Source organism: Fervidobacterium riparium (assembly GCF_025370035.1).
Classification (GTDB): domain Bacteria; phylum Thermotogota; class Thermotogae; order Thermotogales; family Fervidobacteriaceae; genus Fervidobacterium; species Fervidobacterium gondwanense.
This window is the reverse complement of the sequence record NZ_CP009277.1, coordinates 187,386-204,883: the sequence shown is the minus strand read 5'-3', so window position 1 is coordinate 204,883 and position 17,498 is coordinate 187,386. Positions and strand designations below refer to the sequence as shown.

The 17,498-nt window shown below is 41.8% G+C and carries 12 protein-coding genes; 1 reads left to right on the top strand and 11 read right to left on the bottom strand.

The genetic code is table 11. The features are described from left to right. Positions 1–23 precede the first annotated feature (23 nt). Genes IB67_RS00925 through IB67_RS00890 form a run of 8 tightly spaced genes read right to left on the bottom strand, consistent with a single transcriptional unit; the run spans position 24 to position 9,014 of the window. Entirely contained in the window at positions 24–1,088 is a 1,065-nt protein-coding gene (locus IB67_RS00925) for a glycoside hydrolase family 5 protein (protein ID WP_072757755.1), read from the bottom strand. A 23-nt stretch (positions 1,089–1,111) separates the two neighbouring features. Continuing rightward, complete coding sequence (locus tag IB67_RS00920; protein WP_072757754.1) at positions 1,112–2,116, bottom strand: LacI family DNA-binding transcriptional regulator; 1,005 nt, start codon at positions 2,114–2,116, stop codon at positions 1,112–1,114. Positions 2,117–2,135: 19 nt separating this feature from the next. Continuing rightward, entirely contained in the window at positions 2,136–3,536 is a 1,401-nt protein-coding gene (gene bgaS / locus IB67_RS00915) for a beta-galactosidase BgaS (RefSeq protein ID WP_072757753.1), read from the bottom strand. Between the two features lie 30 nt (positions 3,537–3,566). Further along, on the bottom strand, positions 3,567–4,493 hold the full coding sequence (locus tag IB67_RS00910; RefSeq protein ID WP_072757752.1) for an ABC transporter ATP-binding protein: 927 nt from the start codon (positions 4,491–4,493) through the stop codon (positions 3,567–3,569). Continuing rightward, positions 4,486–5,442, bottom strand: a complete 957-nt coding sequence (locus IB67_RS00905) for an ABC transporter ATP-binding protein (RefSeq protein WP_072757751.1) — start codon at positions 5,440–5,442, stop codon at positions 4,486–4,488. The genes IB67_RS00910 and IB67_RS00905 overlap by 8 nt, the downstream gene beginning before the upstream one ends. Positions 5,443–5,478: 36 nt before the next feature. Beyond that, positions 5,479–6,321, bottom strand: a complete 843-nt coding sequence (locus IB67_RS00900) for an ABC transporter permease (RefSeq protein ID WP_072757750.1) — start codon at positions 6,319–6,321, stop codon at positions 5,479–5,481. After that, positions 6,321–7,310 carry an ABC transporter permease gene (locus IB67_RS00895; protein ID WP_072757749.1) on the bottom strand — a complete coding sequence of 330 codons (990 nt, stop codon included), beginning with the start codon at positions 7,308–7,310 and terminating at the stop codon, positions 6,321–6,323. The genes IB67_RS00900 and IB67_RS00895 overlap by 1 nt, the downstream gene beginning before the upstream one ends. Before the next feature lie 24 nt (positions 7,311–7,334). Further along, a complete protein-coding gene (locus tag IB67_RS00890; protein ID WP_072757747.1) occupies positions 7,335–9,014 on the bottom strand; it encodes an ABC transporter substrate-binding protein in 1,680 nt (559 codons plus the stop codon). A 305-nt stretch (positions 9,015–9,319) separates the two neighbouring features. On the opposite strand from IB67_RS00890, the gene IB67_RS00885 reads away from it, so the two are divergent. Continuing rightward, positions 9,320–12,709 carry a fibronectin type III domain-containing protein gene (locus tag IB67_RS00885; protein WP_072757745.1) on the top strand — a complete coding sequence of 1,130 codons (3,390 nt, stop codon included), beginning with the start codon at positions 9,320–9,322 and terminating at the stop codon, positions 12,707–12,709. 133 nt (positions 12,710–12,842) lie between these two features. Here the strand turns inward: IB67_RS00885 and IB67_RS00880 are convergent, their stop codons facing one another. The 3 genes from IB67_RS00880 to mutL form a co-directional block, all read right to left on the bottom strand. Beyond that, a complete protein-coding gene (locus tag IB67_RS00880) occupies positions 12,843–14,150 on the bottom strand; it encodes a TldD/PmbA family protein (RefSeq protein ID WP_072757743.1) in 1,308 nt (435 codons plus the stop codon). Then, positions 14,147–15,544 (bottom strand): TldD/PmbA family protein, encoded by a 1,398-nt coding sequence (locus IB67_RS00875; RefSeq protein WP_143145238.1) that lies wholly within the window; start codon positions 15,542–15,544, stop codon positions 14,147–14,149. The genes IB67_RS00880 and IB67_RS00875 overlap by 4 nt, the downstream gene beginning before the upstream one ends. Before the next feature lie 104 nt (positions 15,545–15,648). After that, positions 15,649–17,490: a DNA mismatch repair endonuclease MutL gene (gene mutL / locus IB67_RS00870; protein WP_339745892.1), complete on the bottom strand. Its 1,842-nt coding sequence runs from the start codon at positions 17,488–17,490 to the stop codon at positions 15,649–15,651. Positions 17,491–17,498 lie beyond the last annotated feature (8 nt).

Below are 17,498 nucleotides of genomic sequence, written 5' to 3'. Positions count from 1 at the left end.
CCTCCTTGAAGTGTCTGTGTATTTTACCTCCCAACAACAGAAGTTGCGAGCGGTTCGATCCATTTCTGCGACCAGCGATCATAGATACCAAACCCTGCGCAGAATTCCCAATATGCATAAGAAAATCCGAATTCTTCAGCTATTTTTCTCACAGTTTCAGTCCATCTCACTCTTGAGTTCATGTCTGCTTTTGAATAAGCACCGAATTCTCCAAGAAAAACTGGAACATTGTTCTTCTTTGCCCAGTCGCTTACATATTTGAAATGGTTTCTTATGGTATTCACTTCCCATTCTTCACCTTTCCATTCAACGCCAACTGGGAGCCTTGGCGTAACCCATTCGGCACCTTGATGGGTGAAGTTGAAGGGTTCATAATAATGGAACGACACGATTATATTCTTGTCATCAACAAGTTTTAGTGATCTTATAGCGCTGTAATGAGCCCAGTTTGGAACGTCGATTATTACTATCCTTGTAGGATTTGTCTTTCTAATTACTTCGAGAACCTTTGGGTAGAGTTCGTTCCATTTTTCCGCTGTCAAATTTTGAGCAGGTTCGTTGTAAATCTCGAAAAACAGATTATCAGGATAATCTTTGAAAAACTCTGCGACCTGACGCCATATTTCAATCAATATAGGACCGTTCTTGTCCGGATCAGCATACAGCTCTTCGAAGTGATGAGTGTTAATAATTACCGTTAAGTTATTCTTCAGTGCTTCATCGACAACGTGCTTCACTCTATTTAGAAAATCTTCGTTGATTTTGTAAGGTGGCTCTTCTGAAACATGTGCTGACCACCTGACAGGTATTCTCACAGAATCAAAACCGCGTTCTTTTATTAATTTGAAGTACTCATCTTCAATTGTTACACCCCAAGCTCCCTCAAATGGGGCTTCAAGCGCGTTCCCCATATTTATGCCTCTCCCAATCATTTTGTTGTAATCAAACGCAGACTTTGACACGTGAACTGTCTCCCCTTCCTTTTTGCTTTCTACGTTCTTTATGTTACCTTTACACTGAGTTGATAGAAACAGCGTTGAAATCAAAACGATTAACATGAGAACTGCGAAATTCTTTCTGAACCGCATGGAGAACACCTCTTTACACCTATTTATGCTCCTATCTTTTTCACAGAAGCTCTCTCTATCAACTTTGTTGGTAAAATAACATTTCTGGGAATCTTTGGACCGGTTTTTGTAATCCTCTCTATTATCAACTGTGCAGCAGTCTGACCCATTTCCCACCTTGGCTGGTGGATTGTTGTCAAAGGTGGATAGAGAAATTCAGAATAAGGTGCGTTATCGTAACCGATAACCGATACATCTTCTGGGATAGACAGACCAGCTTCTCTTAAGGCTCTCATCGTACCGATTGCAGCCCAATCATTGATTGCGAAGACAGCTGTGAAGTTCAGACCGTGTTTTTTCAGATGATTTACGATTGCAAAGTACCCGTCTTCTGGGTTATATCCCTCATTTTCACTCAGAAAGATTTCAACATCCTTATGTTTATCTTGAAATTTCCTTACTGCCTTTTCTCTATTCACCGCAGCAGGTGAGTACTTGGGACCTCTCAAGTACAAAATTTTTCTGTGACCATTCGAATATAGATACTTAAGAGCGGACATAGCACCAGAGAAGTTGTCTATGTTGACCGAATCGCAAAGAATTTCTTCGATGTCATAGTCTAATACAACTATTGGTATTCCGCTTTTTATAAACGGTTTGATAAAATTAACTCCACCCATCAGTTCGCAAAGAATTATCCCATCTATTTTCCTTTTGAAATATTGGTCAAGCACATGTTTTTCTTCTTCCGGGATGAGTTTGGGAACTGACACCATCACCTCAAAATCGTGTTTGTTTGCGAACTCTTCTATTCCCATAAGAATCTCGGTGTAGTGGTATCCTTTAAGGCTTGGTACAAGCACTCCAATGTTGTAAAGCAATTCCGATGCCTTCCTCAAGGAAGGCATCGGTTTGTATCCAAGTTGTTTAATTGCTGAGATTACTTTTCTTCTCGTCTCTTCGCTTACCTTCTCAGCTCCATTGATCACTCTCGAAACAGTTGCGATTGAGACGCCTGCAAGTTTTGCGACATCGTGAATATTTGGCACTCCTACACACCTTCTATGCTCAGAATTTCATAAGTTTGTATGGATCATAATCTTTGAACTGTTCTATGCTCTTTGTTTTTGCGATTTCTCTGAATATGTACATCGATGGCCTCGGTACGTATATTTTCTTTTCCAAATCTGTGTATGCGAGCCCAAATCTCTTGCTGTAACCCTTTGCCCACTCGTAGTTATCAACTATTGACCAGTGTAGGTAACCTATCACATTGGCACCCTCGTTCATAGCCTTTTCGACAGCGTAAAGGTGTGATATGAGATAGTGCGATCTGTACTTATCCTTTTCATCAGCTATGCCATTTTCCGTAACGATGATAATCTTCTTGTATCTTTCATATATAGCCTTGATTAAATTGTACAATCCCTCCGGATAAACTTCCCAACCAAATTCACTTGCTGGCCTACCAGACAGCGACATGCCGCCTTCTGGACAAGCGTACCCGTATCCACGGAGTGGATACCAGTTCAACTCAAAATCACCGAATTTCATTCCGGAAGCTGGAAGCCTATCGATTAAAGACCTTGTATAGTAGTTGATTCCTATGTAGTCTGCTTTGTCTTTCACCATGTCTATATAGTACCAATTTGTTAACCACATTGCATTTTCGAATATGTCCCTGTCTTGAGGATTTACTGTATCGTACCAGATGAAAGAATAAATAATTCCGACAGGTCTGCTGGTGTATTTCTTAATTGCATCGTAAGCTAAATTGTGTGCTTTTGCTTCGTTTACAAGACTTTTGATGTACCACTCTGGTCTGAAATAACTTGGCGGGAATCCCGCAAGTATTTGGAAATAGCCAAGCTGAGCAACGACGTGCGGTTCGTTCATGCTTGACCAATAGTCAACAATATCCGAGAATTTCCAAGCTATGTATTCTGCGTACTTTGCAAATTCAATAGGAGTATCGTCGCTAACCCACCCAAGTTTGTCTGTTGGAATGCCTTTGTGCACAGATATTGGATCATGTATCCATAAAGGTAACGTGAAATGGTTGAGGTTCACGAAAACCTTTAACCCTTTAGATTTCATATCTTCCATAATCTTCCTGTAATGCTCAACTGCTTCCTTGTTTGCTATCTTGTCTAACGCTTCAAGCATTCCGTCGCCTGTCGGTACTTCTCTTGTCGATGTTGGAAAAACCCTCGACCATTCAATGCCTATCCTAAGAGTGTCCATGCCGAAATCGACTGCAAGTTGGTGAACCTTCTCGTAGTTTTTCCAGTACCCAGCGCCGTATTCTGGTAGATCCCCGCTCACTATTCCATTGACAAGGTTTTCTGGTTCTCTCACCCAGACAAACCAGTCAGTGTTTGGATCAACTTCCTTTGGATCGTTTGGATTTCCCATCTCGAACTGAAAACCTGAAAGCGAAGCTCCGAACATAAAGTCTTTTGGAAACATATAAATCCCTCCTACTTCAGAATCAAAGATTTATTTTGTTGCTCTCACGCAGGCAACACTGTGATTTGATTCAACTTCTCCTAGTTCCACGTTCTTGCACATTGAATCTCCAAATGGGCATCTGTCGTAGAATTTACAAAAACCCGCTGGTACGTTCTTTCCTTCGAGGGCTATGGTGTCTTTTTCCCACTTTTTGTGAACTGTCGGCACTGAGTTGAGCAGCATCTTTGTATATGGATGGAGTGGGTTGTTGAAAACTTTTACTGTATCGCCAACTTCCATGATTGATCCTCGGTAAAGGATGATCGTCTTATCACTTGTATAATATCCAAGAGAAAGGTCATGTGTTATAAATAGAACTGAGAGTCCTTTTTCTTTGAGTTTTATTAACGTATTCAGAACATCTATCCTTGTTGAAGCGTCCAACATGCTTATGATTTCATCCGCAACCAAAAACTTGGTATCCATAAGTAAAGCCCTTGCTATAAGAAGTCTTTGGAGTTGCCCACCGCTCAGTTGGTGTGGGAATTTTCCGAGGATCTCCTTTGGGTTAAGTCCGATATCTTCAATCACGCTCTTCACTCTTTCTAACCACTCTGTGCCGTTCACAGAAGGATAGAACTCTTCCCGTATCATATCGAAAACACGGTCTATCTTAAATATAGGATTATAAGAGCTGAACGGGTCTTGGAAGACACCCTGCACATGTTTGTAGTATTCCTTTAAGTTCTTAAATGAAGCGATGTCTATTCCGTTGTAAAGTATGGTACCACTCGTGGGTTTTAAAAGCCTAAGAATGAGCTTTCCAATAGTCGTTTTTCCGCTCCCACTCTCGCCTATTAAAGACAAGATTTCATTGTCTGATATTGTAAAGCTAACATTATCAACAGCGTAGAATTTCTCTTTCCCGAAAGAACCGACAGAATATGCTTTTGTGAGATTTTTGACTTCAAGCATTGGACTTCACCTTCCAGCAGTAAGCGACGTGTCCTTCTTCAACCTGAACTAACGGTGGTTCTTCATCACACTCTTTTCCTCGAAGTGGACACCTATCTTTGAACCTGCATCCTTGTGGCGGATTCAGAAGATGAGGAGGTTGTCCGGGAATTCCAGAAAGCAGCTTTTCGGTATACCTAATGCCAACTTCTGGTAACGATGAAAGGAGCAACTTAGTGTATGGGTGCACGGGGTTCTCAATCAATTGCTTAGTTGTGCCTATCTCTGCAACTTTTCCGGCGTACATGATCATTATCCTATCAGCAATTTGGTAGAGCACAGATAAGTCGTGAGTTACGAATATCAATGATTTGACAATCCCTGCTTCTTTAAAACCCTTGATCATCAAGCAAACTGCCTTTTGAGATGAGACATCCAACGCTGATGTGATTTCATCTGCTATCAGGAGTGAAGGATTGAGCAAGGTAGAAATCACCATGACTAATCTTTGTTTCATACCTCCAGATAGTTCAATTGGGTACATCTTCAATACTCTCTCTGAGAGATTAACGTATTTGAGCCTTTCAATTAATCTATCCATGATACTCTCTGGATCGATCCCTTTGCTTTGTAGAACTTCTCGAATGTAAACACCTATCTTTCTTGTTGGATTTAACGCATCCATCGCGTACTGCGGTATGATTGATATTTTATGATACCTATACTTGTTCATCTCTTCGAAATTCTCTATTGGAAGCCTCTCACCATCGAGCAATACATCGCCACCAAAGTAATTCATAGGAGGTTTAAGAAGTATCAATCCATTTCCAAGAGTTGACTTCCCGCAGCCGGATTCACCTGCAAGTCCGAGGAGTTCATTATCTGCAACATGGAAAGTAACATCGTCAACAGCCTTCACGTAACCTCTAAGGGTTCTATAATAAACTTTCAAATTCTTTACTTCAAGCATCTATTATCACGGCTCCTTTTTCCAATTATCCATAAGCTACATCTCTCTAAGTTTTGGATTGAAGACCTCGTCGAGCCCTACGTTCATGAAGTACAGTGCACCAACGATGAGTGTTATGACTAATCCCGGTGGTATTGCCCACCACCACATTCCGAGCTGAATCGCGTTCCAAAGCACAGCATTCTGGAGCATCAAGCCGACGGATATTCCTTTTGTTGGTCCAAGACCAATGAAATCAAGACCAACAGCTGCCAGAATAGCACCACCAAATTGAAGGATAAAGACCATGAAAACGTAAGACAACATGTTTGGCATGATCTCGTACATGATTATCTTCAAATGGCTCCGGCCACTTATTCGAGCTAAGTTGACGAATTCTCTCGCTTTTAGAGAAAGCGTCTGTGCCCTTACCGCTCTGGCTGTCCAAGGCCATGCTGTGAAGCCGATTATGATGCTCTGTATAAAAACGCCTCTGTAAGGCAAGTAAGCCGCTATGATTATGAGCAAAGCCAACGTTGGTACGACCAACAAAATGTTCGTGAGCATCATCAACAACTCGTCTATCCATCCACCCTCGTATCCGGCGAAGAAACCGATAATAAGCCCTATCAGTGTGGCAAGCCCTCCGCCTAACAATCCAACAAAGAAAGACGAACGGAGTCCAAACACAAGCTGAGTGAACACATCCTGACCAAAAGTCGTTGTTCCGAGCCAGTAATCTTTGCTTGGTGGCTGATAACCAGCCCCTACATATTCTAAGGGATCTTTGTATTTTGATATGTATGGACCGATGAGTGCTAATACTAAAAAGAAAAGAACGATGGAAAGTCCTGCTCGAAGTTTTCTATTTCTGAACGCAAAGAACATTATTTCTCCCATTATACCTCACCACCGTACGAATACCTAATTCTTGGGTCGAGTGCGATGTAAACGAAATCAACCGTGAAGTTCGCAACAAGAACACCTATAATGATGAACAAGAAACAACCTTGAATCAGGAAGTAATCTTGGTTCAAGATTGCTTGAGTAAGGATGTATCCAATTCCTGGATAAGAAAAGACAACTTCGGTTGTCACCTGGCCAGCTATAATTGTACCCAGTTGCAATGCCAATCCGGTGACTTGTGGCAATATGGCGTTTCTGAACGCATATTTTCGTATTAGTTTTCTCTTCACACCCAATGTTTCAAGATATCTTACGTAGTTGTGCTCAAGCTCGTATATAACCATATTCCTCATTCCAATTGCCCATCCGCCAAGTTGGATGATGAAAAGAGACAAGAATGGTAATATCCAATGCTTCAGAAAATCGCTTACAAATAGCCACGACCAATGAGGTCTCAAAGCATAGCTGTAAGCACCAGCAATTGGGAACCACCTTAAGACAACACCGAGATAATAGGCAAGCAATATACCCAACCACAAGTATGGTGCCCCAGTGATGAAGTACATAATTGGTAGCATAATCGAGTCTAATCTCTTTCTGCGTGCCGCAATAGCGCCGAGAGAATTTCCAACGATCCAGCTAAGAATAATCGCTGGCAAGAGCACGCCCAATGAATATGGAAGAGCGCTCTTTAGAACATCCAAGACAGGTTTCGGATAAAGGTATATACTTATGCCGAGGTCTCCTTTAAAGAATGCTATCCAGAAGTTTATGTATTGCTTCCACATTGGCAAGTCAAGACCAAATGCTTTTGTTAAATAGCTGTACATGACTCTTGCGGACTCCGGAAGCCCTGAGAATCTTGAGACTAAGACAAGGATGGGATTCCCAGGCATGAGCCTGGGAATCAACCAATCTATAGTTACAGCAAATATGAAAGTAAGTATGTAGACTAAGATTTTTGTCCTAAGGTATTTTTTCATCAAACACACCTCAGCCCAACGATCTTATTTATTCGTTATTCCAATAAGCATCAGCACTCCGCCAGTCTGCCATCTTCCGCCCCATGTGACTGGATATGCGTACGGTGACTTTTCGCTTGGCCAGTTTTTCCAAACTTGTGTACTTGCCTGGAACCACATACCGTTGTACCAGAGTGGAATTGCAGGCATTTCTTTCAAGAAGATTTCAGCAATCTGTTCGACAACTTTCTTGTTTGCAGCGATATCTTCCATCGGTGTTGAATTAAGTTGAGTGATTAAGTCAAACAATTTTTGGTTCTTGTACCTTCCGAAGTTACCGTTGTACATGTATTCATCGATATTCGAGTTGAATAGCCAGTTGAACATTGTCCAAGGTGAAACGCTCATCTGCGAACTGAAGTTGTTGATAGCCATGTCGAACTTTCCAGCCGTCAAATCTTCCCAGTACTTGCTGTAATCCGGGAACTGTGCTTCTGCGTTGATGCCAACAGCTCTAAGTTGTGATGCTATGATCTTTATAGATTCCATCCAGTCAGTCCAGCCGAATGGAACGATAATCGATATCTTGAACTTGCTACCATCCGGTGCTTCTCTGTATCCATCTTTGTTCACGTCTTTATATCCAGCCTTGTCAAGCAGATCTCTCGCTGTCTTTGGATCGTACTTGAACCCGAGTTGTTTCACTGCGTTCTCTGGGTAGTATTTCATCCAACCCTTTATTGGAAGGAAACCAACGGAGTTGCTTGGCAGAACTTGTCCTTCAAAAACCGTCTTTGCTATAACCGATGGGTCGATAGCAAATGCCAGTGCTCGCCTGAGGTTTGGATCGTTGAGAGGTTTCTTTGTTGTGTTGATGAACAGATATGCTGTGTTGTCAGAAAGCATGTATGGCTCTTTTTCAAACCACGTGTGTATGTCGGAATATGTTTTCTTCAGTGTTGGAACTCCTGGTAGGAAGAAGTTCGATATGTCAAGTTCGCCTTTCATTATCATTCCGAGGGCGACATTGTTGCTTAAAACTCTCAAGTAGACAATTCTTTTCGGCTTTGGTTGACCGTACACTTTATTCCCCCACCAATTTTCATTTCTTAAGTACACCATCCTGTCGTCTGCCCAGGTTTCTGCTATATACGGACCTGTTCCAACTGGTTTTTCATTCGCTCCTGATAAAACATCGTCCTTAGACTTTTTTGACCAAATGTGTTGTGGGATTATCGGGAGCTGATAGAGTTGCCATGCCCATTCGTGGTATCTTGGCGTTGAGAATGTAAATACAACGGTGTAGTCGTCTGGAGTATCGATCTTTGCAATCCAAGTCCAAAGTGGGCTGTAAGACACTTCTGGAATGTTCTTTGCAAGCTCAAATGTAAACTTTACATCTCTTGCGGTAAATGGAGTACCATCGGTCCAGGTGACTCCTTTTCTCAATTTGAGCTCGTATGTGTTCTTCGATGTCCACTTTCCGCTCTCAGCAAGCCACGGAATAAGCTCGTCAGTCAGTGGGTTATAACCGAAAAGAGTTTCATAGATCAAGCCAACGGTACCTGTTACTGCATTCCATGGCGTGATTGGGTTCCAGTTTGATGGTGGTGACCACATACCACCGCCAGCGTAAAGAGTTTCATCCCTTTTGTAGACCACATCCGCAAAAAGTGCTGTAGCAAAGACAACAATCACCAAAACCGCTATGAAAAACCTTTTCATACCGACCCCTCCTATTTAGATAATCTGCCCATAAGGGCATACGTCAATATTCTATTGCGTAAATATTTACATTCATAAATTGAAATTTTGTATTTTATCACACCTGTTCTCGGCTATCGTTGTAAAAATCTTCTTCAAATTTTATACTTGAGTTCTTCTCCGAGTTTTTATGAAAATTGTCTAACTCAGGAAAAAATAAAAAATTGTTGCAATGATTCAAATATTTGGTGTTATAATATAGAAGGTGTATAATCATTTCAGCTTATAAGTTCCTAAAAACTCAATATCCAAAAGGGGGGAAGTATATGAGGAAACTTCTGTTCATGGTAGTTATTGTTCTTGTTTCAGTTCTCTCAATCGCACAGGTCACCCAAACTACACCGCTTGCAAAGTTGTACTACGAACTCAAAGCTCTTCTTGAAAATCCAAACGTTGATTTAAACGAAGCGCTTCAGAACATACTGCAAAAGTATGCTCCGATAGTCGAGCCAATCCTACCTCCTGGTGAATACGAGGAGTACTCTCTTGGACTTTCAGAACTCGATAAAGCCTTACTTGAAAATGGCATATGGATAACTCGGGCTACGGTTGAGATTTTCAACCAGGATGTGGTTGAAGGACCGTATGAATTGAACTATGATAGGGAAACAGGTCAAGCAACAGGCCTTATCGCAAAACTTAAAGCTGGCAAGTACAACGTTATAGTCAAAGTACTTGGTATGGTTGACAATAAGGACGAACGCATCGTTGCATACGGTAGAAAAGACGCCGTTGAGGTTGTAAGGGACAGGATATCGCTTGCTAACATACCTCTAAACGTACTAATTGGCACAGGTGGTGTTCTCGTAAATGCCCTTATCGATTTCCAAAACACTGAATTCATACCGGGAGAGATTGGAGAGATTGAACCAGAAGATGGAGCTGTGGATGTCCTTCCAAACATCACTTTGACTTGGCAAAGCAAGAGAGCAAAGCTTTACGATATCTATTTTGGCGAAGAAGGAAATTTAGAGATTCTTGAGAAAAACTACTTTGATAACAAGTATGAACTCGAAAAACTCAAACCATCGACGACTTACGAATGGAAGATAGTTGCAAAGAACGCATTCGGTGAAACTGAAAGCAAGGTCTTCAAGTTCAGAATAGGTGATGCTCCAACGATTCCAGATGAACCAGTCCCATACGATGGTGCTCAAAAAGTATGGATCGAGCCAAGACTCATGTGGCAGTCGGAAAAGGCAGCAGAGTTTGATGTGTACTTTGGAAAATCACCTGAAGAATTACAGCTTGTTGCAACCGTTGAAGAACCGATGTATGATACCGAAAAGCTCGAACTCGGGACTGTTTATTATTGGAAAGTGGTTGCAAAGAACGCTTATGGAGAAACGGAAGGTCCTGTGTGGATATTCTCAACAGGTGATGTGCCAACAAAACCTGAGCTTATTGAACCAACTGGTGAGAAAGTTTGGATACAACCAACGTTCAGATGGTCCAGTGAAGATGCGAACGAGTATGAACTGTATTTTGGTGAAGACTATGAAAATCTTGAACTTATAGCGACTACAACAGAATCTGAATTCACATTACCGTATGAATTGCCACAGGATACAACTTACTTCTGGAAAGTTGTTGCCAAGAATGACTTCGGAGCAAGTGAAAGCAACGTTGAAATGTTTAAAACAGGAAAAGCACCGGAATTCTTGAACATACTATATCCATCGGATGGCGAAGAGGATGTTTGGAAAGATCTGGAGCTTTCTTGGGAATTCGAATGTGCAGATGTTTATGATGTTTATGTAGGAAAATCACCGGAAGCGTTGGAATTGGTAGCTGAAAATATCACCGAGAACGTATTTGCGTTGAAAGATTTAGAACTTGGCACAACTTACTACTGGAAGGTTGTCGGAAAGAACAGATTTGGTGAAGCTGAAAGCCCGGTCGTCAAATTCACGGTAGGTAACGTCCCAGCAGTACCATTCAATCCTGACCCAGAAGATGGTGCTGTTGATCAATTTAACAAACTTGTTCTGAAGTGGGAAAGTGCAAAAGCAGAGGCATACGACATATACGTTGGATTTACAGAGGATATGCTGGAACTCTTCCAAACTGACCTCAAAGAAAGTGCAGTTGAAATAACTGATCTGTTGTTCGGAACCACGTATTACTGGAAAGTCGTTGCAAAGAACCGATTTGGTCAAAGCGAAGGACCAGTTTGGAAATTCACAACAGGTCAGATCCCAGAAAAGCCAAAAGCTATCTATCCAGAAAACGGTGCGCAAGAAGTTCCTGTTGACGTAACGCTCAAGTGGGAAAGCGAAAGGGCAAAAGATTTCAACCTCTACTTTGGTACAACCACACTTGAGCTTGTTGGAAGATTTGAAAGCAACGAATACGCATTACCACAATTGCATTTCGGAACAGAATACAGGTGGCAGATTGTTGCTGGTAACGAGTTTGGACAAATAGAAAGCGATATCTTCACATTCAGGACTAAGCTCCCAACTGTGCAAAAACAGCTCAGCATAGGCGGAAAGGCACAAGACACTGGAAGAAAGCTTTTGAGAACCTCCGACGGCGGATATATAGTTGTTGGAAACACTCAATCTGATAGCGTACCAGGATTCATGGGAGAATCTGACATATTGGTTGCAAAGCTTACAAAAGATTTAAAAGTAGAGTGGATTAAATTGCTCGGCGGCAAAGGTTGGGATGAAGCAGCAGATATCAAAGAGACAGCTGATGGCTATGTAGTGCTCGGTTATACACTCTCGAAAGAAGTGGCGGGCAATGTCAACAAGGGTGGTTGGGACTACTTGGTTGCAAAGCTTGATAAAGAAGGTAAAACGAAGTGGATAAAATTATACGGCGGTACGGGTAACGATATTGCGTCAAAAGTTATACCAACATCTGATAATGGCTTGCTTGTCGTAGGTACAACAAACTCTGTAAACGGTGACACTGGAGGTAACATCGGTACTTGGGACAGCTGGTTGCTGAAACTTGATGGACAAGGTAACATACTTGCAAGTAAGACATTTGGAGGTCTTGACAGAGATAAAGCTGTTGATGCTGTTGAACTTGAGGATGGTTACCTGATTGCAAATGTGACATACTCACTTGAAGGTAACATCCCATACAACCACGGCAGTTCAGATATTTGGATATTCAAAGTGACTAAGGACTTCAAAGAGATTACAGTTAACAAAGCATATGGAGGAACTGATCAAGATGAGATCGCTAAGTTGCTTCCAACAAGAGATGGAAACTTCTTGCTCGTAGGTTACACAACATCAGTTGATGGAGATGTGCAGAAAAACGAAGGATACTGGGACGTTCTGATTGCAAAAGTCAACCCAGCAGGTGAAATTCTCTGGATAAAGACGTTAGGCGGTCAGGACGAAGATATAGCATATTCTGCTGCAGAATTTGAAGATGGAGGATTCATAGTAGTTGGTTACACAGTGTCGAAGTTAGATGGTACAAAAGGAGCGGCGGACGCTTGGTTGATCGACATAGACAATGAAGGAAATCTGAGATGGTCTAAGACATATGGAGGAAGCCTATCTGATTATGCATATGATGTGTTCATAGACGAAGATGGTTCAGTTATTGTTCTTGGTACAACATTCTCCAAGAACATCGATGTAGGCACCAACTTAGGCGGCAGCGACATTTGGATATTCAAAGTGAAGTAATACGCTATTGACGGATAAGAAACGGCGGTGTCTAAAACACCGCCGTTCTTATTCTTATTAATAATTAATAAAATAATAGAAGAGGGCGGTTCTCATGCCCTCTTCTGATTTATTACATCCATTTATCGACTAATCACACGTTTCCGGCTATATCAAGTTCGCTTATCAAAACAGATGGCGTTACTATTCCCATAAAGGCTCTAAGATCATTACCGACTGCTTCTATCTTATTAAGCATTTCTAAGAAATTGCCAGAAATTGTAATCTGCTCAACACCGTGGGTAATTTTTCCATTCTCAACTCTGAACGCCTTTGCACCGAGCGAGAAATTACCTGAGATTGGATTTGCACCTGAGTGCATGCCTTCCACTTCGATTATCACAAGACCATCCGAGAGTCTTTCCAGCAGGCCGTTGAAATCAAGATTTCCGGGTTCGACACAAAGGTTTATAGGCTGGATAGAAGAACCAACGGCATTTCCAGTTGGCTCAACGCCATCCTTCTTCGCTGTCTTCAAGTTGTGCAGAAAAGTCTTGAAAGTTCCTCTATCTATTACAACCTTTTCTCTTGTCGGCACTCCTTGGGAATCAAACGGAGTGTAATTGATACTCAGCGGATGGTATGGTAAATCCTTTACAGTGAAGTTTTCACTTGCTATCACTTCGTTAAGCTTTCCTTTGAGTGGTGAGAGATTCTTCTGCGCGTTTTCTGCGCTGACCATGGAGATTAGTAACGACAAAATATCTGAAAATACATCATTTCTCAGGATAACGCGGTACTTACCGCTCTTGACTGACTTTGAGCCAACGAGTGCAAGTGCCTCTTCTCGTGCTTTTCTTCCGACATGTACTGGATCAATTTCTTCTGGTCTTTTACTCAGTGCGAACTCTACTGCCGAACGTGGCGATGCATCTTTTGCTACAGCCATAGCATACATGAAACCTCCGCCGTACGTATGTGACAAATCGAGTCCAAGTGTGTTTACGAGTTTCACTTCGCTCATCTGATCTCCGTAAACAGCCATGTCGTTTAGTATTTCTGGGCTTTTTCTTACTTCTTCATGTGCTCTTTCAACGTATGAAAGCCTCTGTTTGACAGGAAGGTTTTCGAATGCCCCATCGTATGGTTTTATGTCTGGATACTTTCCGGAGCCATCGTAGAAGTATTCAGTATCTTCACTGTCGACTATCGAAATGTTCTCAAGTGCGTCTTCGAAAACCTTTTCCGGTGCATCGAATGTTTCAGTGTACGAAGTTCCGAGCTTTCCGTCTTTTAAGACTTGAACAGTAATCTTGAACTTTCCTGCGTCGGTGTATTGATCCATCGTACCGTTTTGATATCTCACTTGGAAATTTCTATTTTTTGAATAATTAATCTGCACGTCTACGCTATTCTTCTTTGCAAGTGCGAATATCTTATCTTTGAATTCGTTGAACGTCATGCGTTTCGCCCCCCAACGATTATTTCCCTAACCTTTATGGTCGGTTGCCCAACGTCTGCTGGTATGGAGCCGCTGTAAGAACCGCACATTCCTTGACCTCTTGCCACGTCGTTTCCTACCATCTCTATCTTTTGAATTATCTCGTATCCTTTCCCTATAAGCGTTGCGCCTTTAACTGGTTTCGAAATCTTTCCATTCTCTATCAAGTATCCTTCGTTAACTGCGAAGTTGAATTCGCCCGTTGCTGGGTTCACGGAGCCACCACCCATCGTCTTTGCGTACAGACCATATTCAACGGATGCTATGATCTCTTCTGGATGGTGATCTCCTGGAAGGATGAATGTGTTGCTCATTCTCGATGTTGGTGCAAATGTGTAATCTTGCCTTCTCCCGCTCCCCGTTGACGGCATACCCATTCTTCTTGAACCGAGCTTGTCAATCATGTAGCTTTTCAGTACGCCGTTTTCAATGAGTGTAGTTCTCTGAGTCGGCGTTCCCTCGTCGTCAATATTCGCACTGCCCCAAGCATTAGGAATCGTTGCGTCGTCAACAGCGCTGACACATTCAGCTGCAACCTGCTGGCCAAGTTTTCCGGCAAAGACCGACATGCCTCTTGCAACAGACGAAGCCTCGAGAGCATGTCCAACTGCTTCGTGGAATATAACCCCACCGAATTCGTTTGAGATGACAACTGTCATCTTGCCTGCCGGTGCGGGTTGTGCATCGACCATTCGAACGGCTATCCTTGCGGCTCTCACACCTGCTTGCTCAACATCTATTCTCTCCAAAAATTCCGGTCCCATCCCAGCACCCGGTCCGTAGAAACCAGATTCCATCTGACCGTCTTTCATTGCGACGGCGTTTATCATTAGCCTTGTTCTTACTCTGTTGTCTGTTACGTAAACGCCTTCCGTATTCGCAACCAAGATGTTCTGATTGTAATCCCAGTAGCGAACGACAACTTGTGCAATTATCGGTGAATACTTCTTCGCCGCTTCGTAAGCTTTTTTCATATACCCTACCTTTGCTTCTTTCTTTACTTCTTCTGGCTGTAAAATAACGACATGCTTGTTACTTAGTTCCTGTTTTCTCAAATCAATAGAAAAATCCTTAACCTTTACCTCTCCGAGAGCTTCACCGACGCGTTTTGCCACGTTCAGAATATTCTCTCTTGATATGTCGTTTGTGTAAGCGTATATTGCCTTATCACCAAGAAATCCCCTGATTCCAACTCCGAACATACGACCGGTCTGTGCACTTTCGACTTTTCCGTTTTTCAAATCGATGTTTGTTGAATACCTATCTTCTACGAATACTTCAGCGAAATCTCCGCCGTATCTGATAACCGTTGCCAAAATCTCTTCAACAAAGAGCTTATCAAACAGTTCCAACACAGTCTCACCCCTTTTCAATAAAAAACATTTATAATAGTTCGTGATACGAACTATATATAAATTATACCATGTTTAAAATTAAAAGTCAAAAAAACAAAAATCACCTATCTTCTACCAAAATAAGAATCGAGTTGATTGAACGAGATTTTCATCATTATTGGTCTTCCGTGCGGGCAGGTGAGGAGATTTTTCTCGAGCACTGTTTTTACCAAGACCTTGACTTCTTCTTCACTCAAATTGTCGCCAGTCTTCACTGCACTCTTACAGGCTTTAGAAGCGAGCACGTGAGCGAGGCTCTTTGGTTTGTTAAATGGTACTCTGTATTCTTCCAAGACTTCCATAATCACGTCCTGAATTTGAGAAAGCTTTATTACCGATGGAACGGATTTGACAATCATCTTTGCACCGTCTTCATTACTTACTTTTTCAAATTCAAATCCATTGTCGTTTAGATCTTTGGAAAGGCTATCTAAGGTGTAGACCATGCTTTTACCGAACTTCAATTCAACCGGTATTAGAAGTGGGACACGTTCAAAGTCTTTCGATTTCAGTTCTTCGTATATTATCCTTTCATGTGCAGCGTGAAAGTCCATGATCACTATGCCGTCTCTATCTTCGAAGATTATATACCTGTTCCGCACAATAGTAAAACTACTCACATTTTCAAAGCTTGAGCTGACAACGGGCTGGAATATGTTTTCAAGAGTTGAACTCTTGTAATTCTCAGCTCCAAGGACTTTTCGATTATTTAATTCGCTTCCTTTGTAGCTTGAATTTCTTTCAAAGTCTTTCTGGCTTACAGTTCTTGAATTTGGTTCGTGAATATCGAAGGTTTTCTCAAAGTACTTTGGATATGTTTCGGTTTGCTTTTCGAAAATCAGATTATTAGTATTTCCCTGAGAGAAGTCAGAGGTTTTCTCTGTACATTCTGTACCTTCTTCGTTTCTTATAAATATCTGGTATCCTTGGACACTTCTCAGCCTTTCTCTTACACATCGAGCCAAAGTGTCGTAAACGATTCTTGGATCTGAGAATTTAATCTGCAATTTTTGCGGATGTATGTTGACATCGATTTCTTTTGGCGGAAGGTTTATGAATATAACCGCATAAGGATGAGTTCCCTCTATCAAAGCCTCTCCATAGCCTCTCTCAAGTGAAAGGTGCAGCATGTTATCCAGAACAAACCGTCCGTTGACGAAAAATACTTGCCCAGTTCGGTTCTTTCTAAAGAACTGAGGGGAAGAGATGATACCATTTATTTCGATGTCGTTTTGTACAAAATTTTCTATAGTCTGGAAATCCTTAACTTCCGGAAAAATTAGCGAGAATCTGCTTTCCAGTGAAGATGAAGGTGCGTTGTAGATGACACTTTCCTCATCTTTGAAAAGAAAAGCTACGGACGGTTTTGTTATCAAAAACCTTTCAACGACCTCGGTGACCATTCTCTTCTCAACACGCTCAGAGGATAGAAACTTTCGCCTTGCAGGTATATTGTAAAATAGGTCGAATACCTCAACTGTTGTCCCTCTCTCTCTGAATGTCTCTGAAACCTTAACAACCTTCCCGCCTATCATCTCTAACTTATGAGAACTCTCCCCATCGGAAGTTGTAATTACGAGTCTCGAAACCTCACCTATTGAAGCTAACGCCTCTCCTCTGAAACCGTAGCTTGTGATGTTGTAGATATCTTCCAAATCTGAGATCTTGCTTGTGGTGTATCGCTCAACAGCGAGGAGTAAATCGTCTTTTGACATTCCATTGCCATTGTCAGAAACCTTTATGTACGTTTTTCCACCATTCTTAATAACGATTTCAAGCTGTGTTGCACCAGCATCGATGGAGTTTTCCACCAATTCTTTAACAACAGATGCAGGATTGACGACAACTTCTCCTGCTGCTATCTTTGATACAACTTCATCAGGGAGCTTTTTGATAGGCGTAACCATCACATCCT

What these genes read in the sequence shown, in the direction of transcription:
- IB67_RS00925 (WP_072757755.1), bottom strand. Translation starts at nt 1,088, where the DNA reads ATGCGGTTCAGAAAGAATTTCGCAGTTCTCATGTTAATCGTTTTGATT.
- bgaS (WP_072757753.1), bottom strand. Translation starts at nt 3,536, where the DNA reads ATGTTTCCAAAAGACTTTATGTTCGGAGCTTCGCTTTCAGGTTTTCAG.
- IB67_RS00910 (WP_072757752.1), bottom strand. Translation starts at nt 4,493, where the DNA reads ATGCTTGAAGTCAAAAATCTCACAAAAGCATATTCTGTCGGTTCTTTC.
- IB67_RS00905 (WP_072757751.1), bottom strand. Translation starts at nt 5,442, where the DNA reads ATGCTTGAAGTAAAGAATTTGAAAGTTTATTATAGAACCCTTAGAGGT.
- IB67_RS00900 (WP_072757750.1), bottom strand. Translation starts at nt 6,321, where the DNA reads ATGGGAGAAATAATGTTCTTTGCGTTCAGAAATAGAAAACTTCGAGCA.
- IB67_RS00895 (WP_072757749.1), bottom strand. Translation starts at nt 7,310, where the DNA reads ATGAAAAAATACCTTAGGACAAAAATCTTAGTCTACATACTTACTTTC.
- IB67_RS00890 (WP_072757747.1), bottom strand. Translation starts at nt 9,014, where the DNA reads ATGAAAAGGTTTTTCATAGCGGTTTTGGTGATTGTTGTCTTTGCTACA.
- IB67_RS00885 (WP_072757745.1), top strand. Translation starts at nt 9,320, where the DNA reads ATGAGGAAACTTCTGTTCATGGTAGTTATTGTTCTTGTTTCAGTTCTC.
- IB67_RS00880 (WP_072757743.1), bottom strand. Translation starts at nt 14,150, where the DNA reads ATGACGTTCAACGAATTCAAAGATAAGATATTCGCACTTGCAAAGAAG.
- mutL (WP_339745892.1), bottom strand. Translation starts at nt 17,490, where the DNA reads ATGGTTACGCCTATCAAAAAGCTCCCTGATGAAGTTGTATCAAAGATA.